Raw genomic sequence first — 21,456 nt, 5'->3', positions numbered from 1 at the left:
TCATTCCCCTTGCTTCAAAAGGGGCTCCATCTCGATATTATCTTGTTTTTCGATGCTGACTGAAATATGATCGCGGCTCAGCTGGTCCACAAGCCCTCCTGCAATGTTCAGCGCCGGCATCAGCACATCCGCATCCCCGATGGCCGAAATAACAAACGGCGCCGGATACTGGTTGCCGTCAACCGTGATGACAGGGCCGTTGCACGATATGTAGGAATGATGTGTCACGCGCTGTCCGTTGATCGACACCGCGGCCGCCCCGGAAATCCACAGCTCATTGAGCAGGCGGAAAATGTGGCTTTCATGGACGATATAGTTGTTGACATTCTCACCCTCTGGGATGTACGAAGCGTCTTTCAGCGTCACTTTGATCCCTTCGCCCTGAACGCCGATTTCCCCGACGAACATTCTGTACCTCTCAACATCTTCCACAATATTGTAGTACTCTTTTTTTTCCTTTTTCAAAGCCGTCTCTGTTTTCTGTACTTCCTGCTGTTTTTTGTAAAGCTCCTGTTCCAGCTTCTTATTTTGCTTTTCTTGGGAAATCAGCCGGTCGCGCAGGGAATATTCCTCTTTCCAATTTTCAGCAGTTTCTTCATGGTCTTTGTTTTCCCTGGCGAATTGATAGGAGAAAGACAGCAGGAAGCCGAGGACAAGCATGGCGAGTGAAAGATTGACTGTGTGCCTCTTCAATTTCCGTCTCCCTTTTTGCTTTCATCCGTTTTTTTCAGAGGTTCAAAATAAGTCGCGACTTCCATATGGATAATGCCTTTTTCCCCTTTCGGCAGCTCTTTTACGATCGCCGGATAGCTGTTCATTTTCTGTCCGAACGTTTTCAGCGAAGCTGTCACGATATAGCCGTCGTTCATATACAGTTTGATCAGCCAAGGGTTTGATTTTTGAGGCGTATAGTTGATCTCGGAAATCGATTTTTTCACGGAATCGGAAAGCTTGTTCAGCTGTTTTGCCATTTGAACGAGCTTTTCGTCTTCCTCCCAGTTATTAAGGGTTGGTCCGATGTCAGTCGGCGTCACCTCTTCAGGAAGCACCGTGCCGTTTTCAAGCACGGAGTAGTACACATTATGTTTTTGCAAAAACGCAATGCTTTTATACTCTTCGATGGAGATGGCGATTTTGTTGGGCAGTTGTTTAGAAATTTCGGCTTTTTTGATCAGTTTATTCTGCTCGATCTTTTCTGCGGCTTTTTGCTTGCTCAGACTCCAAAATTCCGTCTGTCCTTTATGGATTGAAGAAAGGGAAATGATCTGTTCCTTTGAAACGTTTTTGTTTCCTTTGATCTCTACCTTCGAGACTTTGCTGATCGGCGTCTGCAGGTAAATGATGATCAGCATCATCGTGAAAAAGAGCAGAATAAAGGTGATCAGCCGGCGGTTTGCCTTTTGCTTTCGCTGTTCTTTAATTTTGGGAATACGTTCTTCTATATTCACTACTTTTTCTTTATCAATACCGGGTTTCACGTAGGCTCACCTCAGGTTAATAAAGCAGACAAAAAGACTTTTATTTGCTTATTTTTGTTCGAAAAAAGACGCGCTTTTCGACATATGAAAGCACGGGGGCAAGCTAAAAAGCTTCCGTTTAGCGAAACAAACGACATACTAGGATGCCGTTTGCTTGTTTGTTTCATACATTATATCATAAGGCGATCTGAAGTAGAGAGGCCGTTTACCGTTTTTCTCCGATAATTTCGACCTCAGTGTGCATGTCGATATCGTATTTTTCCTTAATCGTTTTCTGAATGAATGCAATCAAATCAAGGACGTCTTTCGCTGTTGCGCCGCCTGCGTTGACAATGAAATTGCCGTGCATCTCCGAAACCTTTGCCCCGCCGATCTGATGGCCTTTCAAACCAGCCTCTTCAACTAGCCGGCCCGCATGTTCAGGCAGCGGGTTTCTGAAGATGCTGCCTGCGCAAGGGTTGGACACAGGCTGCGTTTCTTTTCGGTAGTCTTTGTTTTTCTGCATCTGCGCGACGATCTGATCGCGTTCTTTTTGCTCCAATTGGAGAACGGCTTCAAGACAAATGCCCGGCCGCTTGTTTTGAAGGATGGATGTGCGGTAGCTGAACGCCATCTCTTCATTCGTCAGCCATTCGATCGTTCCGTCTTCAAAAAGGATCAATGCTTTCACCAATACTTTGCTGATATCTGAGCCGTGGGCGCCGGCATTCATGTAAACCGCTCCGCCGACCGAACCAGGAATGCCTGCGGCAAATTCAAGGCCGGAAAGCCCTTTTTTGCTGATGCCTGTCGCAAGCCTTACGACAGAGTAGCCGCCGCCGACCGTCACTTGCTCGCCGTCGATTTCCATATGGTCGAGTCCCTGGCCGAGCTTGATGACGACGCCTCTTATCCCTTCATCGAGAACGAGAAGATTCGAGCCTCTGCCGATGGCCGTCCACTTGACGCCGTGCTTCTTGACAACCTTCATCGTATCTTTGACAGCTTGAATGTCTTTCGGAATCACCAGCACGTCAGCCGGTCCTCCGATTTTAATCGTTGTATGGTTGCTGAGCGGCTCGTTTTCCAGAACTTTGCCGACTTCAAGTTCTTTTAATTCTTGTATCACCTTATCCATCGAAAACCTCCACAATCCTTCTGTCTTATCATTTTGCATGATGTTTCAATTCTTTCAGCACATTGTACAAGCGTTCCGCAGCGTCCGGCACGCCAAGCGATTTCGCGCGGATCTTCATCTCTTCCAACGTCTTTTCGTCTTGTAAAATATGATCGATCGCCTGAATTAAGCGGTCTCCATTAAGCTCTGATTCTTTTAAAACGACAGCGGCGTTCTGCTCCCCGAGTGAGCGTGCGTTTACTTCCTGGTGGTTGGCCGTAACATACGGACTCGGAATCAGAACGCTTGGAATGCCGAGCGCGGTGATTTCCGCTATTGTCGTTGCCCCTGCGCGGCCCACGACGACATCGAACGCTTTTAAGTACTCGGGCATTTGATGGAGAAACGGCTGGACGACCATATTCGGAGCGGCGCCTTCTTTTTCAAGCGCAGCTGTGACTTTATCATAGTGAACTTCCCCTGTGACATAAAGAACCTGGTAATCCCGCTTTTTTAATTCGTTTTGCATCGCAATGACCGCTTCATTGATCGGAGCGGCACCGCGGCTGCCTCCGAAAATAAGGACCGTTTTTTTGCCCTCTGCAAGACCCAAAGCGGTCAGGGAACGGCCCCCTTTTATAGAGACGACTTCAGACGCCCTCGGGTTTCCTGTAAAAACAACTTTTTCTGCAGGAAAATGTGTTTTCGCTTCATCAAAACAAATCGCTACCTTATCAACATATTTGGATAAAAACTTATTGGTGAGTCCGGGAAGGCTGTTTTGTTCGTGGATAATCGTCGGAATCCCCAGTTTTGAAGCGGCGTATACGACGGGGCCGCACACGTAGCCGCCCGTGCCGATCACGGCATCCGGCTTGAACCGTTTTAATTCTTCTTTGCATTCTTTTACACCCTTTAAAAAGCGCATGACGGTTTTGACGTTTTCAAATGAAAGTTTTCTTTTAAAACCCGTAATTTCAATCGCTTTGAAAGGGATCCCTTCCCGCTCGACGATATTTTTCTCCAGGCCTTTTTCGGTTCCGATATATAAAAACTCAACATCTTCGTGATGCCGTTTCACTTCTTTAATAAACGCAAGGGCGGGGTAAATATGGCCGCCCGTTCCGCCTCCGCTAACAACAATCCGCATCTGTTCTCCCCCTTAATCCTTATGTACACGCCGATAACCCTGCTATCTCGCAACAGGGTTATCGCCAAAATCTAGTATCTAGAATACCTGCTGACATTCAGCAGCACGCCGACCGCCATGAGCATCAAGGTCAGTGATGAACCGCCATAGCTTAAAAACGGAAGCGTAATGCCTGTAACAGGAATCAAGCCAGTCACGACTCCGATATTGATCATAACCTGAATCGCTATCATCGAAATGACGCCGACGGCGACAAAACTGCCGTATAAATCGGGCGCACCGAGCGCGATTCTGATGCCTCTCCATAATAGAACGCTGAAGAGCAAAAGAATCAGCGATCCGCCGATAAAGCCGAGCTCCTCTGATAAAATCGCAAAAATAAAATCTGTCTGCGGCTCAGGCAGATAGAAAAACTTTTGCCTGCTCTGGCCGAGGCCGAGGCCGAACAGCCCGCCGGGCCCCACCGCATAAAGAGACTGAATGATTTGAAAGCCGCTTCCTAAAGGGTCCTCCCAAGGGTTCAAGTATGAAGTGATCCTTTTGATCCGGTACGGCGCCGACAGCACAAGGCCGACAAAACCGCTCAGTCCGATCAGGCCGAGAAAAACGAAGTGCGAAATTCTCGCCCCCGCGACAAAGATCATAATGATGCATGTGCCGACCATCACGGTTCCTGTTCCGAGGTCAGGCTGCATCATGATGATCAGAAAAGCTGAAAAGACAATGCCCAGCGCCGGCACAAAGCCTTTTCTAAACGACGTAATATTCTTTTGCTTTTCAGATAAAAACTTGGCCAAAAATGCGATCATCGCGAGTTTCATAAACTCGGACGGCTGAATGCTGAAAGCGCCGACTCCGATCCAGCTCCTCGACCCGTTCCGTTCCATGCCGATCCCGGGAACCAGGACGATGATGAGCAGAAAGAAACATACAATGATCAGTATTTTCGCATAAGTCCTCCACGTCCAGTAGTCGACGTTCATGATGAAAAACATGGCGATGACCCCGATGCCGGCAAACAAAAGCTGCCGTTTCGCAAAGAAAAAGGAGTCGTCGTATTTGTAAGTCGCCCATACTGCACTGGCGCTGTATACCATAATCAGTCCGATTGTTAAAAGCAATAGCGTAATGATAACCAGCAAAAAATCCGGTGACGTTTTTTTTGTTTGCAAAGCCGAACACCCCAAGCTCTAATTCTTAGGGCTATCTTTACGAGACAAGCCCTTATTTAAGCATATGCACGGCGTTTACAAACATGTCACCACGTTCTTCAAATGTTTTGTACTGATCCCAGCTTGCGCAGGCCGGGGACAGAAGAATGACATCTCCTTCGTCTGACAGGCTGAACGCCGCAGTTGCTGCTTGTTCAACATTATCGACACGTTTAACCTGTTGTATTCCCATTTCTTCGGCCAGCTTCTCAAACTTCGGCGCGGTCTCGCCGAAAGTGATCACCGCTTTTACAAAAGACATATGCGGCTTTAGTTCATCAAATTCATTTCCGCGGTCAAGCCCCCCTGCCAGCAAAATGACCGGCTTTTGAAAGGCGGACAGCGCTTTTTTCGTCGCAAGAATGTTTGTCGCTTTGCTGTCATTGTAAAACAGTCTGTTTTTGATCGTCGCGACGTATTGCATCCTGTGCTTAACACCTGTAAAGCTCGTCAGCACCTTACGGACGGCCGCGTCGGAAACGCCTGCTGTTTTAACGATGCAAAGGGCGGCCAAAATGTTCTCCAAATTGTGCTCTCCCGGCAAAACGACGTCTTCCAGCGGCATGACCGGTTCGCCGTTAAACATGATTGCGCCGTCTTTCACGCACGCTCCGCGCTCAAGTGTCCGGCGGACCGAAAAATACACCTTCTCCGCTTTTGAACACTCCGCGAGCCGGACGACTGTCTCATCGTCCAAATTGACAACGGCAACGTCTGTTTCCGATTGATTTCGATAGACCTGCTGTTTGGCAAGCTCATAATTTTTGCGCGAATGGTGATAATCGAGATGGGCATCAAATACGTTTAATAATAATCCAATCTTCGGTCTGAATTGATAAGTCCCCATGAGCTGAAAACTCGACAGCTCTGTCACGATCCATTCGTCTCCGCTGGCCTGATTGGCCACTTCGCTTGCCGCCGTACCGATATTCCCAGCAACGAGCGCTTTTTTCGAATCGGCCTTCAGCATTTCATAAACAAGCGTTGTCGTTGTCGTCTTTCCGTTTGAACCGGTAATGCCGATGAACGGAGCATCTGTCAGATGATAGGCGAGTTCAACCTCCGTCCAGACCGGGATACCCCGCTTCAGCGCTTCTTCGACCATCACGTTTTCATAGCGGATGCCCGGATTTTTAATCAGAATGTCGATCGAATGAAGATCAAACAGTTCCGTCGGATGAGAGCCGCAGACGACTTCCACCCCTTTTTCCGCGAGAATCCGCGCAGGTTCATTTTCCTCAAAAGGCAGCTGGTCATTCACGACAACCTTTACGCCTTTCTCATGAAGGATCGAAGCGGCAGCATATCCGCTTTTCGCCAGCCCCAGTACGAGCACATTTTGATTTTGCAATAAATCTTGAGTATCCACTTATAACCACACCTCGATGTAAATTCCTAAGACGGCAAGCAGAAGCCCCGCTGTCCAAAAAGTGACGACAACTCTCCACTCAGACCATCCGACAAGCTCGTAGTGATGGTGAAGAGGGCTCATTTTGAAAATTCGTTTGCCGGTCGTTTTAAATGAAATGACCTGCAAAATGACGGACAGCGTTTCAATGACGAATACACCGCCGATGATAACAAGCAGGATTTCCAGTTTCGTTAAAATCGCGATCGTCACAATCGCGCCGCCGAGGGCAAGCGACCCTGTATCTCCCATAAAGACTTTCGCGGGGTGCGCGTTAAACACAAGAAATCCTAACACCGCTCCGACAACGGCAACCGCGAAAATTGCGACATCGTATTGCGACTGGTTCCACGCCAAAATCGCAAACGCACCGAACGCGATGGCAGCTGTACCCGACAACAGACCGTCAAGCCCGTCAGTCAGGTTGACGGCATTTGAACCGCCGACAAGCATAAAGATGACGAGCACTGGATAAATCCAGCCGAAGTCAAACGACAGCTCTGTTCCCGGAATGCGGATGTCAGTCGGCAGCCCTTGGAAGTGGTAGACGGCATAGAATACGAGAGCAATCACGATCTGACCGATCAGTTTTTGTTTGGATGTGAGTCCAAGGTTGCGCTTCATCACGACTTTAATATAATCATCCAGAAAGCCGAGCAGACCGTATCCAACCGTAACAAACAAGAGGAGGATCATGTTCATGCTGACTTCGGAAAATTTCATCGTCATAACAATGGTCGTCGCGATAATCGACAATATGATCATGACGCCGCCCATCGTCGGCGTTCCCGATTTTTTCTGATGGGATTTCGGACCTTCCTCACGGATGCTCTGCCCGAATTTCAGCCTTCTTAAAAACGGAATGAAAATCGGAGATAAAAGAACGCTGATTAAAAAGCCCATGATAATGGTAAATAAAATTACTTGTTCGAGCATCGTTCTTCTCTCCTTTCCGCATGATATAAGAAGCAGCATACGCATTTATCATATTCACTGTTTTTTTTCATATGTTGATTTATTTCATCCATCATTTCAACAACTCTTTCCTGTAGTTCTTTTTCGATTATTTCAGCTCAAGAATGGCTCTTTTGGCCACCTCAGCGTCATCAAAATCAAAGGTTTGACCGCCGATCTGCTGGTAAGTTTCATGGCCTTTGCCTGCAATCAGGACGACATCGCCTTTTTTGGCGTTTGCAATTGCAAAAAAGATCGCTTGCTCGCGGTTGACGATGCTGTGATAGTAAGCTCCTTTTACGCCTTCCTCCATATCGTTTAAAATGGCGAGCGGGTTTTCGCTTCTCGGGTTATCGGCTGTAAAGACGGGTTCATCAGCAAGGTCAACGGCGATCTTCGCCATTTTCGGACGCTTCGTCTTATCGCGGTCTCCACCGCAGCCGACGACGACAAACAGCTTTCCTTCCGTTAAGCCTCTGCACGTATTCAAGACATTTTCGAGGCTGTCAGGGGTATGGGCATAATCGACGATCACCGGGAAGTCCTGGCCTGCGTCCACAAGCTCAAATCTTCCTCTGACCCCTTTCAGCCCTTCAATTCCTTCTGTAATCGTGGCAAACGGGATATCCGCTGCAATCGCGATCGCGGCAGCCGTTAAAACATTGTAGACGTTAAACAGGCCGACAAGCGGAATCGTCACTTGTGCAGAACCTTTTGGCGTCACCAGGTCAAAGGTTGTCCCTTTCGGAGCCATTTTGATATTTTCAGCCATGACATCGGCATCGTTTTGAATTCCGTATGTCAAAAGATGTGCTGACGTCACTTGGGCGAAATAGGCTGAAGCAGGGTCATCCGCATTCAGCACGGCCCACTTCGGTGTTTCGTGGTTAAAGGATCCGCCGAGCTGCGAGAAAAGCAGACTTTTCGCATGTTTATATTCTTCCATTGTCTCGTGGTAGTCGAGGTGGTCCTGGGTCAGGTTTGTAAATGCGGCGATATCGTAATCACACCCGTGCACCCGGCCCATGTGGAGAGCGTGTGAAGATACTTCCATGACGGCTGTATCCACACCCTGATCAACCATTTTTCTAAACGTTTTTTGAAGTGTGACGCTTTCCGGCGTCGTATTTTTCGCCTCGAACGTTTCGTCGTGGATTTTCGTGTACATCGTGCCGATCAGTCCTGTACGGCTCCCGGCTTTTCTAAAGATCTCCTCCACCATGTGAGAAGTCGATGTCTTGCCGTTCGTGCCTGTAATTCCGATCAGCCTCAGCTGCTTTGTCGGCTGGCCGTAAAAAGCGTCCGACAGCACGGCAAGCGCTCTCTTCGTATGACGGACGATAATCACCGGCACATCGGCGTCCACTTCCCTTTCCGCCACAATGGCGGCGGCCCCTTTTTCAGCGGCTTGGCGGGCGTAGTCATGCCCGTCGACTGTATAGCCTTTTATACAAACAAAAAGACTCCCTGTCTTGACTTCCCTGGAGTCCATCTCAATTGAAGTTATATCAGGGTCTTCTTGGCCGGCATAGGAAGGTGCATTTTTTAAATATGTAAGAAGCTTTGTCAATTTCATCGTATCAAACCTCTCAAGTCTAATCATTCTTCATTCGTTGTCATATTGATTCGCCGCACGAGCTTCGTGCAGACATACAGTTCATATTTTAGCGTAAAAAAGAGGATACATCCAGCTAATCCTTTAAAATCGATATATTTTTTAGGAGGAACGGCCCCGGACATCAGCAGGCAGCCGCTCCTATATTGAAACGAATTAATCAGAGGCTCCGTCATCGCTGTCAAGATAAATGCGAATCGTCGATCCTTCTTTTACTTTTTCGCCCGGCTTAGGGGACTGCTGAACGACGACATCGCCTTCTCCGGAAGCCTTCAGCCTGAGGTTGATCAGCAATGGTTCAAGCTCTGTCACGGAAAGCCCTATAAGGTTCGGGACCTCGATCAGCTTTTTGTCCAGCCATTGATATTCGCGTTCGATCTGATCTTTCCGCTTCTTAACGCCGAGCTGCGGAAGACTGTCTCTCATGATGTTTCCGACGATCGGCGCTGCAACCGTACCCCCGAATTGAATCGTTCCTTTCGGGTTGTCGACGGCGACGTAGACGACAATGCTCGGATCATCTGAAGGAGCCGTTCCGATAAATGAGACGATGTGGTTGTTTTTTAAATATTTCCCGTCTTTTACTTTTTGCGCCGTACCGGTTTTGCCGCCGACCCGGTAGCCGTCGACAAAAGCGTTCCGCCCCGTCCCCTGGGCGACAACGCTCTCCAGGGCGTAGCGGATCTGTTTGGATGTCTCTTCAGATATCACTTTTCTTTTGGCGATCGGCGTCTGTTTTTTCACTGTTTGTTTTGTCACGGGATCAATCCACTCTTTGGCAATATACGGCGTATACAGCGTTCCGCCGTTAACAGCCGCAGAAACGGCCGCGACCTGCTGGATCGGCGTCACCGATACCCCCTGCCCGAAAGCTGTTGTCGCCTGCTCTACGGGGCCGACGCGGTCAAGAGGGAATAGGATGCCTGTTCCTTCGCCTTGCAGATCGATCCCGGTTTTTTGTCCGAAGCCGAAATTTTTAATGTAGGTGAACAGTTTTTCTTTGCCGAGCCGCTGACCAAGCTCAACAAATCCCGGGTTGCACGAATTTTGGACGACTTCAAGAAACGATTGTGCGCCGTGTCCGCCGCGCTTCCAGCACTTCAGCCTCGCGCCGTCCACTTCAACGGAACCTTTATCATAGAATTGATCTTTTTGGAGGTTGACTTTGTTTTCCTCCAAAGCTGCGGCAAGCGTGATGATTTTAAAAGTAGAACCCGGCTCATATGTGCTCCATACAGGCAGGTTCCGGTTATAGACTTTGGGATCGATTGATTGGTAGTTTGCGGGATCAAAGTCCGGCCGGCTGACCATCGCCAATATCTCCCCGTTTTTCGGATTCATCGCAACACCGACCATACCGTCCGGATTATACTTCGCTTCTGCGATATCAAATTCCCGCTCCATGATCGTCTGCACCTTTGAATCGATCGTCAGCTTCATATCAAGCCCGTCTTTCGGCGGGGTATAGTCATCCGCCTCCCCCGGCATTCTCTTGCCTTTTGCATCGGAATAAAATTTCACATAGCCCTTTTCACCTTTCAACTCTTTGTCATAAAAAGCTTCGAGGCCGAGCAGACCCTGGTTGTCAATGCCCGCGAATCCGAGCACATGGGACAGATAGCTGCCGAACGGATAATGGCGGATCGAATCTTCTGCAATGTATACGCCTTTCAAGTTGAGATCTCTGACTTCTTTTGCTTTCTCGTGGGAAATTTTCCGGCCCTCGGGATTAATCCTTTCAATTGACGTTTTTTTCGTGACATGTTTGTACGCTTTTTCTTCCGACATATTCAACACGCTGGCCAGCAGTTTGCTCGTTTTGATCGGATTTTCAACCTGCCTCGGTACAACCAAAACCGATGGCGCGCTTTGGTTTGTCGCCAGCTTGACGCCGTTCCTGTCCAATATTTCGCCCCTTTCCGGCTCAAAAGGAAGGTTCCGGCTCCACGAATCTTTAGCTAATGTCGTCAGTTTATCCCCCAGAACGAACTGAACGTATCCGAGCCTTGTATCAATAATCAAAAAGATGATCACACCAAAAAGCAGAACGAATATTAAACGTTTTCTGACCGTTACATTGGAAACGCGCAAGAGACCGTTCACTCCTTATTTAGGCTTGTTTCATTTTATGCCTTGGAGCGTTTTGATAGAACGGCCCTTATTTTTATATGCTCAGGAGGCGCCGCGCCCAAACGGAAGGCTATCGACTCTGAGCCGATAGCCTTTTAGACGGGATCTATTCGTTTTTCAATCTGACTTTTACGACCGAGTTGGCTTTTAATTCTTTGCCTGCTTTTACATTTTGGCTTTTCACATAACCCTGGCCGCTCGTTTCGATATGAATGCCTGCCATGGCGCCGAAGCGGAGAGCGTCACGCTTTGACCAGCCCGTCATATCAGGCAGTGTGATTTTCCCGTCGGCCTTCAGGAAGACCCTCTGATTCGGCAGGACGGCTTCTCCCGCTTTCGGGTACTGTTCTTTCACAGCCAAGCCATCGCCGATCGTAACCGGAACAAGGCTGCTGTTTTGCGCCTCTTTTTCGGCGGATTTGGCTCGTTTGCCGGTGAAATCAGGCATTTCCAGCTGTTTTTCTTCCTGCTTTTCTTCTTTTTTGGTCTCTGTCGGTGTGATATTTAAATAGTGAAGACTGTTTTTCATCACCGGATTGAAAATTTTTGATACCGGAGCAGAACCTGTTTCCGTAGCCTTTAATTGCGGCTGCTGTACGGCTACATAAACGAGAAGCTGCGGATCGTCCTTCGGCGCCATGCCCATGAAGGAGAACACGTAGTTTTCGCGGCCGGTCAAATATCTGCCGTCTTCTCCGGCAATTTGCGCCGTACCGGTTTTTCCGGCGACATCAAATCCTTCGATCTTGTACGGCTTCCCCGTCCCTTTATCAGATGTGACGACTTTTCCCAACAGGTCGCGCACTTCTTTTGCCGTTTTGGCAGAGATCGGCTGTCCGACTTTTTCCGGTTTATTTTGATAAATCGTTTTGTTTTTGTCAGAATCAACGACATGATCGATGACATAAGGCTTCATCATTTTTCCGTTATTCGCGATCGCTGTCGCGGCCTGAAGCTGCTGGATCGGCGTGACCGCTGAACTTTGACCAAAGGCAGTTGATACTTTATCACGCAAATATTCAAAATTGATTTTGCTGTTCGCTTCTCCAGGCAGGTCGATGCCCGTTTTGTCGTAAAAATGGAACTTCCGCAAATATTGATTGAAGCGGTCTGTGCCGAGTTTATCATTGGCAAGGATCGCAAACGCGACGTTTGAGGAGCGTTCAACACCTTCATTAAATGTGATCGGGCCCCAGCCGTTGCCGCCATTATGGTCTTTAATCGGCTTATCTTTTTTAGACACCGAATATGATCCAGACTTGTATTGTTCTCCTCCATTATATACGCCTTCTTGGATGGCTGCCGCCAATGTGAAAATCTTCATCGTCGAGCCTGGCTCAAAGCTGTAGGAGACAAGGTCGTTGTAATAGTTCGTGACATCGCGCACGTTCGGGTTGAAGCTCGGCCTTTGCCCCATCGCGAGCACTTTGCCCGTTTTCGGATCAACGACCGCCGCCATAATCTTCTTCGGCTTGTATTCTTTTTGGACGGTCGTCATGCTGTCTTCCAAAAACGCCTGGATTTTTTGATCGATCGTCAAATACACGTTGTCTCCGTTGTTTGGCGCTTTAATATTTTCGTTGCTGTTCGGCAGGCGCCAGCCCGTTCTGTCGGTGTCGTACGTCATGTATCCGTCCGTTTCTTTCAAATAATCGTTGAGCGTTTTTTCAAGGCCCATCATGCCTTGCATTTCACCTGTTTTTGCGTTGATCTGCGAATAGCCGATGAGATTGGAAGCGAAGATTCCGTTTGGATAGTAGCGCTTCGTATCGCGGGTGAACACGATGCCAGGCAGCTTCAGCTTTTCGATTTTTTCTTTTTGGGCATATGTCAAATCCCGCCCCGCCGATCCGAATTCAACCTGAAACGCTCCTTTTTTATTGAGAATATCGAGCACTTTCCCCTCATCCATACCGAGAATCGGCGCAAGCTTCTCAGCCGTCAGCTGCTTGTTTTTCACGTATTGAGGTTCCATCTTTTTGCTCATAATCGCGACGAGCTTGTATGTCGAAGTGTCTTCGGCAAGCACTTTTCCGTTCCGGTCAAGGATCGATCCCCGGTGGGCTTCGATCGTCCGCTTTTTCTCATACTGTTCGTTCGCCTTCTGTGCAAGAACTTCGCCGTTCACTTTTCCCGTCGCTTGAATAAACGCAAATCGTCCTACGATAACAAAGAAAAAGAGGGCAAAACAAATACTGAGTATTGCCGCTCCTCTGTTCATGAATTTATTTTTTTTCGGCATTGTGCATCATTCCTGTATGTCTTTCACTTTTTTATCACCTAATTTAAGGCCTTTTTTCCGGGCGATGTCCATGATACGGTCCGGCTCTTTCAGCATATCGGCTTCTTTTTCGAGGTCACCAACTCTGCTGCTTTCCGTTTCAACCTTCTTTTCGAGCTTTTGAATTTCAATATTGGTCTGATACGCGGCAAAAGCCTTTGAAATCATAAAAAGTGAAGCGCTGAGTACAGCCAGGGCAAAAAGCACAATCAGTACCTTTTCCCCAAGCGTTATCGATGCTCTTCTCCGGATGATAACGGATTGTTCTGCACTGTTTGTCTGTCGTTGCTGTTTTTCTACTTTATAAGCCAAATTGCTCATAGACTGATGACCTCCTTTTAATTCGTACAGCTCACTCTCGTGCTTTTTCCGCGATGCGCAGCTTCGCTGAGCGCGCACGGTTATTGTGTTCAAGCTCCTCTTCAGAAGCTGTGATCGGCTTTCTGTTGACTAACTTTAATTTCGGTTCAAACTCCTTGGGGATCACGGGCAGTCCGTGAGGCAGTTCAGGAGGCGATGACATCTCTTTAAATGTCGATTTGCAGATCCGGTCTTCCAGCGAGTGGAACGTGATGACCGATACCCTTCCGCCCGGCTTCAGTACCTCAATCGCCTGTAAAAGCGCTTCTTCAAACACTCTCAATTCATCGTTTACCGCAATTCGAATCGCCTGGAAGATCCGTTTAGCCGGATGCCCGCCGCTTCTTCTTGCCGGTGCGGGAATCGCCTCTTTGATGATATCGACAAGCTGGCCTGTTGTTTCAATAGCCGATTGTTCTCTTGCTTTTTCGATTTTCCTGGCGATTTGCTTGCTGAACTTCTCTTCTCCGTATTTAAAGAAGATTTTCACGAGATCCTCATAAGGCCATTCATTGATGACTTCCTTTGCCGAAAGGCCCGCCGACAGGTCCATTCGCATATCAAGAGGTGCATCATGATGATAGCTGAAGCCCCTTTCAGGTGTATCCAGCTGAGGAGATGAGACGCCTAAATCAAATAAAACACCGTCCACTTTCGTGATGCCGATTTCGTTTAGACGGTCTTTTAAATACCGAAAATTGCTTTTTATGAAAACGACTTGTCCTTCATGATCCGCCAGTTTTTCCTTCGCGTGGCGGAGTGCGGTTTCATCCTGGTCAAAAGCGACCAGCTTTCCTTTTTCAGACAGCTGTGAAAGCAAATATTCGCTGTGACCGGCACCGCCTAATGTACAGTCTACATATGTACCGTCTTCTTTTACATTTAAACCGTCAACTGTTTCTTTTAATAATACTGTTGTATGCTCAAACATTTCTTTACTAGTCCCACCTTTATTCAAATGAACTGATTGCAGAAGCGCCGCATGCGCAAAGATTCATTATATATCAAATCCGATCATGTTTTCAGCTATTTCGGCAAATGAATCTTCCTGCTCTTCTACGTATTGTTCCCAAATCTCTTTGCTCCACAATTCAATTCGATTTGAAACTCCGATGACCACGCATTCCTTCTCAAGCTTTGCATAATTTAAAAGCGGTGATGCAATGTTGATCCGGCCCTGCTTGTCCAATTCGCATTCGGTGGCTCCGGAGAAAAAAAAGCGGGTAAAAGCGCGTGCATCTTTCTTCGTAAGAGGAAGAGCCTTCAGTTTTTCTTCGATGAGTTTCCATTCGGACATCGGGTAGCCAAACAGGCACTGATCAAGCCCGCGCGTCAGAACGAACTGCTCGCCGAGGCCTTCTCTGAATTTCGCCGGAACGATCATGCGGCCTTTTGAATCAATCGTATGCTGGTATTCACCCATAAACATGATCTCGGCCCCCACTTTCGTTCCTCAACTCACCACTATCCACCACTTCTCTCCACAAATTTATTTTACACTGTTTTAGAACAAAAAAAAACCCTGAACTACTCAGGGTTTTTTAAAAAATTATTTCAAAGTTTGACAACTTGATGCATGTTTTGAAATGAATATGGCAAATCCTTGTATTTTTCCAAGAAATTCGGACCGTATTTGTTCAAATAATACACGATGTTCCAAATTCTCTCCTGCGGAGCGTCTAAAGGCTTGATGCTCGTTTGAATTTTGTCAAAATCACGCAAAATGTAGTTTTCTCTTTCTTCAATCCTTTTAATAACCGTTTTCTCCAAAAATTCGAGCTGGTCTTGAATGAAGCCTGAGTTTTTTTCTAAAAGGGGGCCGAGGCTCCCATCGATTTCGAGGGCTTCAGCGCGCACAGCGGAATGGATGTTTTCGATTTTTTCTTTCGCCTGTTTGACCGAATCGGTAAAACCGCTCGGAACCTTATCTTCAAAATACTGCTCTTTTTTGGCGCGGGCTCCCTTTTCAATCGATTCACGGAGTTCGATTCCCCGCTCGCCCAGCTTTTTTTCGATGTGCCGCTCAAGGAATGTAACCTGAAGCCTCGGTATGACAGGCGGCATTTTATAGCCCATAACCTGAAAAGCGCCTTTCAGCTCGCCCCAATAATTGATCTCTCCGGGACCGGCGATGAACGCCAATGTCGGAAGAAGGTATTCCTGCATGAGCGGCCTTGTTACGACATTATTGCTGAACGCTTCCGGCTTTTGGCAGATCAAATCGCAAAGCTCTGCTTCAGACCACTGAAGGTGAAGCTCTTTTATAAAAAACGCCCCGTTTTCTTTTTCGATTAAAAAGCGCTCGCCGTCGTGCTCATAAAAAAGGTTCGCATGCTGTGCGGCTCCTTCGATAATCGGTGTGTAGCCCAGTTGTTGCATGAATTCCTGCTGCCGTTTGACAGAATCGGTCAGCTCGTCGTTTCTGTTCAGCAGCTGCCGGAAAAAACGCGCTTCAAGGGCTCTGATGCCCGGGTCGCCGGAATTCAGAAGGATCAGTCCGTCTTGTTCAAACATGCCGGCAACAAGATATTCGAAAAAATCGGTGAAGGAAAGAGACTGCCTTAAACATCGGCGCAAATGGCTGAGAAGATCATTCGTATACTCCGTTTCTTCAAATGAGGCAAAAATCCCGTCCAGCCACTTTTCAGCTTTTTCGGCATCGAGCGCCGTTTTTGACGCCTGGCTTTTTTTCCAGTGAGACTGCGGGAGCTTGTGCTTTTTCACCTTGCCCCCGTCAGAAATGTAGACGTGATTGATTTCTTCCAGATCGTGGTCTTCCCCCGCAACCCAGAATACCGGAATGACCGGAACGTTCAGCTCTTGTTCTTTTTGCTTTGCAAATACAAGGATCGATACGATTTTATGTATAGTGTAAAGAGGACCTGTTAAAAGGCCGGCCTGCTGCCCTCCGACAACGACGACGCTTTTCGGATCGCGAAGCCGTTCGATTGTTTCATTCATGCTTGCCGATTGAAATTTGCTGTGATAGTCGAGCAAATAGTCAGCTAAAGCATCGCGGTCATACGTCCGGGAGGAAAGGTCATCCAAACGGACACTCCAACTTTCATTGCTCAGGCCGTAATCGAAAAACGGCTCTATCTCCTTTTTTCCATTTATATAGTCTCGAACAAAAGGGTTTTGACTTTGTATGGAAAGTTCAGTAAGCTGCATCTTTAGAACTTCCTTTCTCCAGTAAATAGTTAGCTTTCCGAAACGAGTATAGCACGTTCCGCGATTCGGTCAAAAGATTTAGCTCCATTCGTTTTCAAGCGCCTTGATACTGCGATATAAAAAGGTAAGGTGCGGAGCAGACTCCTCTGACTCTTTTGCCCGCTTCAGCAAATAGCCCATGATCGCATCGGCTTCCGTTTTTCTTCCGGCCAGCACATCGGCAAGCATCGAAGACGTGTTGCTTTTTGTCCGGCGGCAAACGGAAAGAACATGGTCCCATGCTGCTTGGCGGTCTTCAAGTTTCAAAATCCGGCTCGCTTCTTCAAAGACGAGCTTCATATAGGCCTCATACATCGGCTCTTCAAGCAGTGCGCCGTTTTCCACCCGCAAAAGAGCCGTCAGCGGATTGATGCACGCATTGACAATCAATTTTCCAGCGAGGGTCTTATACCAGTCTTCGCACCAAATAAAAGGGAACGCTTCATGAACTGAAGCGAGCTCTTTTTTCAGCCGGGAGGCGGATGGGCTTCGGAACGCGCTCCATTTTACGGCCCCTTTTCCCGTGTGCCGGAATGTGCGGTCATCCACCCTGACTGCGCCGTGTTCCACAGATCCCGTATAAATGCGGTGGCCCGTCTGCCATTTATCAAGCACGGGAATATGGGCCATTCCATTTTGCAGGAACATGATATCACGAGGCGCGGCCTGTTCCAGTTCCGGCAGAACGCCTCCGAGCTGATGCTCCTTTACGGCAACAAAAAGAAGATCGCAGTCAGGATCAAGTTCAGTCCTGCCTCTGACGTTCCTGATCATCTCTTGTTCGTCTTCAAGAAGGCGGATTCCCTTTTCTTCAATCGCTTCAGCCTGTTCCTTTCTCCGAGCGATCACCGTCACTTCATGGCCGAATGAAAAATAGTATGCAAAAAGGAGGCCGACCGAGCCTCCTCCGATGACTCCGATTTTCACATGCTCACACCCTGATTTTTTCATATACTGTATATCATAGCAGAAATGTTCGCCGTTGACTTGTAAGTTGTTTCAAATATTCAGAACCATTTCGCTTCATTATATTAGAAAATTTTTATCATTTGGATTTTTTGAAAAAAGCGTTTACAATAGAAGTAGACCACAAACAAGGGGGTAACATAATGGTCAAAGTCGAACGTTTGCTGATCAATTACAAAACGCTTGAAGAATTTAAAAAGTTCAGGGAGTACGGGATTCAAGAGCTTTCCATGCTGGAGGACCTTGAAAGCAACATGATTGAAAACGACAGCAATTCACCTTTTTACGGCATCTATTACGGGGATCGGCTCGTCGCAAGAATGAGCCTGTATAAAGCGGATGGAAAAACCAACCAATACTTTGAAGAAGGCCAGGATTACCTCGAGCTCTGGAAGCTTGAAGTTTTGCCGGGGTATCAGCGCAACGGCTACGGTACGATGCTGGTGGAGTTCGCCAAATCATTCGGACTCCCGATTCGCACAAGCCCGCGTGTCAAATCATCCGATTTTTGGAGCAAGATGGGCTTTACACCGGTTAAATACGATATGGCCCGGGATAAAGGGGAAAATCCGCTCGTTTGGCATCCTGCGAGCGAACCAAATCAAAGTTCTGAATCAGCCTAAATGAAAAAAGCCGGCCGAAAGCGGATGGCCGGTTTTCTATTTTTCAAGTGGCTCGAGATTTTCATTCGGCTCCGGCTGGAGCTTCACCTTTTTGTTTCGTTCGCCTTCCTGAAGAACGACCATTTTTCGGGCTCTCTCCATGATTTCAATCAAGGCTTTATAGTCCTCTTCCGTCAATTCAAGCCGTTTTTTCAGCGATTGATTTTCGCTTCGCAGCTTTTCAACTTCTTGTTTCAGCTCATTGATTTCTTCAGCGAGCTTTTTCTTCTCATCTATAAAGTCTTTTTGAACAGGGGCTTCTTTCAGCTTTTCAAGGTATTGAATAACATCATCGAGCGTCAGATTTTCCGCATTGCTCCCGGAAACCGTTTTGACAGATCCAGGAAGATTCGCAGAATGGACGCCTATTTTTTTGCGCAGCTCTTTACGCTGCTTTTTTGCCAGTTCAATACCTGATTGGTATTGCTTTCTGACAAAGGAATTCCAGCGGAATCCGCAGGCAGCGGCCGTTCTGCTTAAAGCCTTGCCCACTTCTTCAAAGGCCGAAAGCTGTGTGCCGCCTTCCCGAATGTGCCTTAAAACAACCTCAGCCAGCAATATATCTTCATCCTGTGTCCATGCATCCTGTCTTGTAATCGTCAAATGTTATCCCCCTCCATGACTTTATGAATTTACCTCATACATATGCGGCTGATAGAGTAGATAGACTATTTTCTTTACAGGAAATAAAAGGATGAAGGGAATAAAAAAACACAAGACCTGAAGTCTTGTGTTTTCATTGTTGACGATTAGTTGCTTTTTACGTCTTTTCCTTTGTATGATCCACATGCTTTGCAGACGCGGTGTGAAAGTTTCATCTCACCGCAGTTTGGGCATTCTACCATACCAGGCACTTGCAATTTAAAGTGTGTACGACGAAGTCTTTTTTTCGTTTTAGAAGTTCTTCTAAAAGGTACAGCCATTATTCCCACCTCCTTAAAGAGCGTTAAGATTCATCATCTTGTTTTAAGAGCTTCTCGAGTCCGGCAAGTCTCGGATCAATCCGGTCTTTCCGGTCATCTTCTGTAATGACCTGCCAATCCTTGCCCTCCTGCGGAGCACCTTCTTCTTTTTGAACAGACTCACAAAAGATTTGCATAGGGATCTCAAGAAGGATTTCTTCTTTCACGACCGGTGTCAAGTCGATGAGGTCATCCTCAACAATATGGACGTCTTCATCTTCCAATTCCTCGGTCTTATGAAATATAAACAGTTCTTTTGTAGAAATACTGAATGGATAACGAACATCAACAAGCGTTCTTGAGCAAGGCAAGATCATCTCGCCTGAAATGGTAAAATCAAATGCAGCCTGCTTTGAGCGGATTTCCGCGCGCCCTTTCACCCGCACCGGTGAAATGCTGCGTATTTCCGAGCTTTGAGAGAGTTCGCTTAAATCAACGGTTTCATCAAATTCAAAGTCTTTCTTCGGCATTTGATTCAACTGATGTATCGTCCATTTCATTGTATCACCTCTAAGTGAGCAACAAACATGATTATAGCTTTCATCATGTTTTTTGTCAATATTTTTTCTTTACAGATATGCGCCTGCGCTTTTCATTCGTTGACATTGTGAACAACAATTCATACACTTAGAAAAAATGCTGTTTTCGCTAGGCATCTGGACATTCCATGTGTAAATGTATCATAACTATTTCAAGAGATGCAAGAGAGGTGAAAAAATGAAAGCGGTCGGCCTTGTTGTGGAATACAACCCTTTTCATAACGGACATTTATATCATATAAAGGAAGCAAAATCGGAAACCCGGAGCGAGGTGGCGGTTGCCGTTATGAGCGGCTCCTTTTTGCAGCGCGGCGAACCCGCCATCGTCTCAAAGTGGGCGCGAACGAAGATGGCGCTCGCATCTTTTGCAGATGTCGTCGTTGAACTTCCTTACATATTCGCTGTTCAAAAAGCGGAAACGTTTGCTGAAGGCGCCGTCGCGATTTTAAATGAATTAGGGTGTGCTTCTTTGTTTTTCGGAAGCGAGCACGGCGATATTGAGGCGTTTCTCAATACAGCTGCACATACGATAGAGCACGAAGACGGGCTCAACGAAGAAGCAAAAAAACAAATAGCGTTTGGGCTGAGCTACCCGCAAGCGATGGCAAAGGCGTTCCGGGCTGTAACCGGAGACGGCAGAAACATTGTTGACCTTTCAAAGCCGAACAACATACTCGGATTCCATTATGTGAAAGCCATCGTGCAAAAGCAATTGAGCATGAAGCCCGAAACCGTCAAGCGCCGATCCTCGGGCTATCACGATTCGGCCTTCCCGGAAGCGGACCGAATCGCAAGCGCCACAAGCATACGCAAATCGATCTTTGAAACGGGAAGCCTCGCGAACAGCCGCTTCTATCTTCCGAAGCCATCGATCGACGAGCTTAATGAATACGCCCGGACTTTCGGCATGTGGCACTCGCCCGAAGATTATTTCCCCTTTTTGAAATACAGCCTCCATACAATGGATACAGAAGAGCTGAAAGGGATTTATGAAGTGGAAGAAGGACTTGAGCACCGCGCCAAAAAAGCGATCCGAAAAGCAGGCTCATTTAAGGAATACATGGAGCTTTTGAAAACGAAGCGCTATACGTGGACAAGGCTGCAGCGCATGAACACCCACATCCTCACAAAAACGAAGAAAGCCGACGTCAAGCGCATGTTAAGCGAACCGTATCCGGCATACATCAGACTTCTCGGCATGACAAAAAAAGGGCAGGCCTACTTAGCCGAAAAGAAAAAAAGCCTGAGCGTGCCCCTTATTACAAAGACGGGATCTTTTTCCCACCCTTCCCTTCAGCTCGACATAAAAGCGGGCCAAGTATACAGCGCCCCGCTCAAAGAGCCGGAGCGGACGATGCTGACGGAGCAGGAATATTCCCTTTCGCCGATCAGGTATGACGAAGACAGCCGGATATTTTTGCGCAAATAAAACCG

At 47.4% G+C, this 21,456-nt stretch carries 20 protein-coding genes; 2 read left to right on the top strand and 18 right to left on the bottom strand.

Annotated elements, in window-relative coordinates:
* The 15 genes from KI350_RS04300 to KI350_RS04230 form a co-directional block, all read right to left on the bottom strand.
* Window positions 1-693 carry a DUF881 domain-containing protein gene (locus KI350_RS04300; RefSeq protein ID WP_003181554.1) on the bottom strand — a complete coding sequence of 231 codons (693 nt, stop codon included), beginning with the start codon at window positions 691-693 and terminating at the stop codon, window positions 1-3.
* Window positions 690-1,478, bottom strand: coding sequence for a cell division protein FtsQ/DivIB (locus KI350_RS04295; protein ID WP_003181552.1), 789 nt, complete (start codon window positions 1,476-1,478; stop codon window positions 690-692). Before KI350_RS04295 ends, KI350_RS04300 begins: the two co-directional genes overlap by 4 nt.
* A gap of 205 nt (window positions 1,479-1,683) precedes the next feature.
* Window positions 1,684-2,595, bottom strand: coding sequence for a UDP-N-acetylmuramate dehydrogenase (gene murB, locus KI350_RS04290; protein ID WP_003181550.1), 912 nt, complete (start codon window positions 2,593-2,595; stop codon window positions 1,684-1,686).
* A gap of 28 nt (window positions 2,596-2,623) precedes the next feature.
* Window positions 2,624-3,724 (bottom strand): undecaprenyldiphospho-muramoylpentapeptide beta-N-acetylglucosaminyltransferase, encoded by a 1,101-nt coding sequence (gene murG / locus KI350_RS04285; RefSeq protein ID WP_003181548.1) that lies wholly within the window; start codon window positions 3,722-3,724, stop codon window positions 2,624-2,626.
* 71 nt (window positions 3,725-3,795) lie between these two features.
* Complete coding sequence (spoVE, locus tag KI350_RS04280) at window positions 3,796-4,896, bottom strand: stage V sporulation protein E (RefSeq protein ID WP_003181546.1); 1,101 nt, start codon at window positions 4,894-4,896, stop codon at window positions 3,796-3,798.
* Between the two features lie 52 nt (window positions 4,897-4,948).
* Window positions 4,949-6,304, bottom strand: a complete 1,356-nt coding sequence (gene murD / locus KI350_RS04275; protein ID WP_003181544.1) for a UDP-N-acetylmuramoyl-L-alanine--D-glutamate ligase — start codon at window positions 6,302-6,304, stop codon at window positions 4,949-4,951.
* Complete coding sequence (gene mraY / locus KI350_RS04270) at window positions 6,305-7,279, bottom strand: phospho-N-acetylmuramoyl-pentapeptide-transferase (protein WP_020451299.1); 975 nt, start codon at window positions 7,277-7,279, stop codon at window positions 6,305-6,307.
* Between the two features lie 127 nt (window positions 7,280-7,406).
* Window positions 7,407-8,873 (bottom strand): UDP-N-acetylmuramoyl-L-alanyl-D-glutamate--2,6-diaminopimelate ligase, encoded by a 1,467-nt coding sequence (locus tag KI350_RS04265; protein WP_021837458.1) that lies wholly within the window; start codon window positions 8,871-8,873, stop codon window positions 7,407-7,409.
* A 195-nt stretch (window positions 8,874-9,068) separates the two neighbouring features.
* Window positions 9,069-11,003 carry a stage V sporulation protein D gene (locus KI350_RS04260; protein ID WP_212930442.1) on the bottom strand — a complete coding sequence of 645 codons (1,935 nt, stop codon included), beginning with the start codon at window positions 11,001-11,003 and terminating at the stop codon, window positions 9,069-9,071.
* Between the two features lie 145 nt (window positions 11,004-11,148).
* Complete coding sequence (locus KI350_RS04255; RefSeq protein WP_020451296.1) at window positions 11,149-13,284, bottom strand: penicillin-binding protein; 2,136 nt, start codon at window positions 13,282-13,284, stop codon at window positions 11,149-11,151.
* A 6-nt stretch (window positions 13,285-13,290) separates the two neighbouring features.
* Window positions 13,291-13,644 (bottom strand): cell division protein FtsL, encoded by a 354-nt coding sequence (ftsL, locus tag KI350_RS04250; protein ID WP_020451295.1) that lies wholly within the window; start codon window positions 13,642-13,644, stop codon window positions 13,291-13,293.
* Window positions 13,645-13,675: 31 nt separating this feature from the next.
* The gene (gene rsmH / locus KI350_RS04245) at window positions 13,676-14,614 is read right to left on the bottom strand and encodes a 16S rRNA (cytosine(1402)-N(4))-methyltransferase RsmH (RefSeq protein WP_020451294.1); all 939 of its coding nucleotides are present in this window, start codon (window positions 14,612-14,614) and stop codon (window positions 13,676-13,678) included.
* A gap of 66 nt (window positions 14,615-14,680) precedes the next feature.
* Entirely contained in the window at window positions 14,681-15,112 is a 432-nt protein-coding gene (gene mraZ, locus KI350_RS04240) for a division/cell wall cluster transcriptional repressor MraZ (RefSeq protein WP_009328555.1), read from the bottom strand.
* A gap of 125 nt (window positions 15,113-15,237) precedes the next feature.
* Window positions 15,238-16,854, bottom strand: coding sequence for a bacillithiol biosynthesis cysteine-adding enzyme BshC (gene bshC / locus KI350_RS04235; RefSeq protein WP_020451293.1), 1,617 nt, complete (start codon window positions 16,852-16,854; stop codon window positions 15,238-15,240).
* 78 nt (window positions 16,855-16,932) lie between these two features.
* Window positions 16,933-17,820, bottom strand: coding sequence for a 2-dehydropantoate 2-reductase (locus tag KI350_RS04230; protein ID WP_026579764.1), 888 nt, complete (start codon window positions 17,818-17,820; stop codon window positions 16,933-16,935).
* Between the two features lie 182 nt (window positions 17,821-18,002).
* On the opposite strand from KI350_RS04230, the gene KI350_RS04225 reads away from it, so the two are divergent.
* A complete protein-coding gene (locus KI350_RS04225) occupies window positions 18,003-18,482 on the top strand; it encodes an N-acetyltransferase (RefSeq protein WP_020451291.1) in 480 nt (159 codons plus the stop codon).
* Window positions 18,483-18,518: 36 nt separating this feature from the next.
* On the opposite strand, the gene gerR is transcribed toward KI350_RS04225, so the two are convergent.
* The 3 genes from gerR to KI350_RS04210 form a co-directional block, all read right to left on the bottom strand.
* Window positions 18,519-19,124, bottom strand: coding sequence for a sporulation-specific transcriptional regulator GerR (gene gerR / locus KI350_RS04220; RefSeq protein WP_020451290.1), 606 nt, complete (start codon window positions 19,122-19,124; stop codon window positions 18,519-18,521).
* 146 nt (window positions 19,125-19,270) lie between these two features.
* Window positions 19,271-19,444 (bottom strand): 50S ribosomal protein L32, encoded by a 174-nt coding sequence (gene rpmF / locus KI350_RS04215; RefSeq protein ID WP_003181522.1) that lies wholly within the window; start codon window positions 19,442-19,444, stop codon window positions 19,271-19,273.
* A 23-nt stretch (window positions 19,445-19,467) separates the two neighbouring features.
* Complete coding sequence (locus tag KI350_RS04210; RefSeq protein WP_065644064.1) at window positions 19,468-19,983, bottom strand: YceD family protein; 516 nt, start codon at window positions 19,981-19,983, stop codon at window positions 19,468-19,470.
* Window positions 19,984-20,200: 217 nt separating this feature from the next.
* On the opposite strand from KI350_RS04210, the gene KI350_RS04205 reads away from it, so the two are divergent.
* Entirely contained in the window at window positions 20,201-21,451 is a 1,251-nt protein-coding gene (locus tag KI350_RS04205) for a nucleotidyltransferase (protein ID WP_065644063.1), read from the top strand.
* The last annotated feature ends 5 nt before the right edge of the window (window positions 21,452-21,456 follow it).

This window comes from Bacillus sp. J41TS8 (assembly GCF_018333035.1).
GTDB lineage: Bacteria > Bacillota > Bacilli > Bacillales > Bacillaceae > Bacillus > Bacillus paralicheniformis.
This window is presented reverse-complemented; position numbering and strand designations above follow the sequence as displayed.

Excerpts from the sequence above, each read along its gene's own strand:
- KI350_RS04205 (WP_065644063.1), top strand. The coding sequence starts at position 20,201 with ATGAAAGCGGTCGGCCTTGTTGTGGAATACAACCCTTTTCATAACGGA.
- murB (WP_003181550.1), bottom strand. The coding sequence starts at position 2,595 with ATGGATAAGGTGATACAAGAATTAAAAGAACTTGAAGTCGGCAAAGTT.
- ftsL (WP_020451295.1), bottom strand. The coding sequence starts at position 13,644 with ATGAGCAATTTGGCTTATAAAGTAGAAAAACAGCAACGACAGACAAAC.
- KI350_RS04265 (WP_021837458.1), bottom strand. The coding sequence starts at position 8,873 with ATGAAATTGACAAAGCTTCTTACATATTTAAAAAATGCACCTTCCTAT.
- KI350_RS04225 (WP_020451291.1), top strand. The coding sequence starts at position 18,003 with ATGGTCAAAGTCGAACGTTTGCTGATCAATTACAAAACGCTTGAAGAA.
- murG (WP_003181548.1), bottom strand. The coding sequence starts at position 3,724 with ATGCGGATTGTTGTTAGCGGAGGCGGAACGGGCGGCCATATTTACCCC.
- rpmF (WP_003181522.1), bottom strand. The coding sequence starts at position 19,444 with ATGGCTGTACCTTTTAGAAGAACTTCTAAAACGAAAAAAAGACTTCGT.
- bshC (WP_020451293.1), bottom strand. The coding sequence starts at position 16,854 with ATGCAGCTTACTGAACTTTCCATACAAAGTCAAAACCCTTTTGTTCGA.
- mraY (WP_020451299.1), bottom strand. The coding sequence starts at position 7,279 with ATGCTCGAACAAGTAATTTTATTTACCATTATCATGGGCTTTTTAATC.
- KI350_RS04255 (WP_020451296.1), bottom strand. The coding sequence starts at position 13,284 with ATGCCGAAAAAAAATAAATTCATGAACAGAGGAGCGGCAATACTCAGT.
- rsmH (WP_020451294.1), bottom strand. The coding sequence starts at position 14,614 with ATGTTTGAGCATACAACAGTATTATTAAAAGAAACAGTTGACGGTTTA.
- mraZ (WP_009328555.1), bottom strand. The coding sequence starts at position 15,112 with ATGTTTATGGGTGAATACCAGCATACGATTGATTCAAAAGGCCGCATG.
- KI350_RS04210 (WP_065644064.1), bottom strand. The coding sequence starts at position 19,983 with ATGAAATGGACGATACATCAGTTGAATCAAATGCCGAAGAAAGACTTT.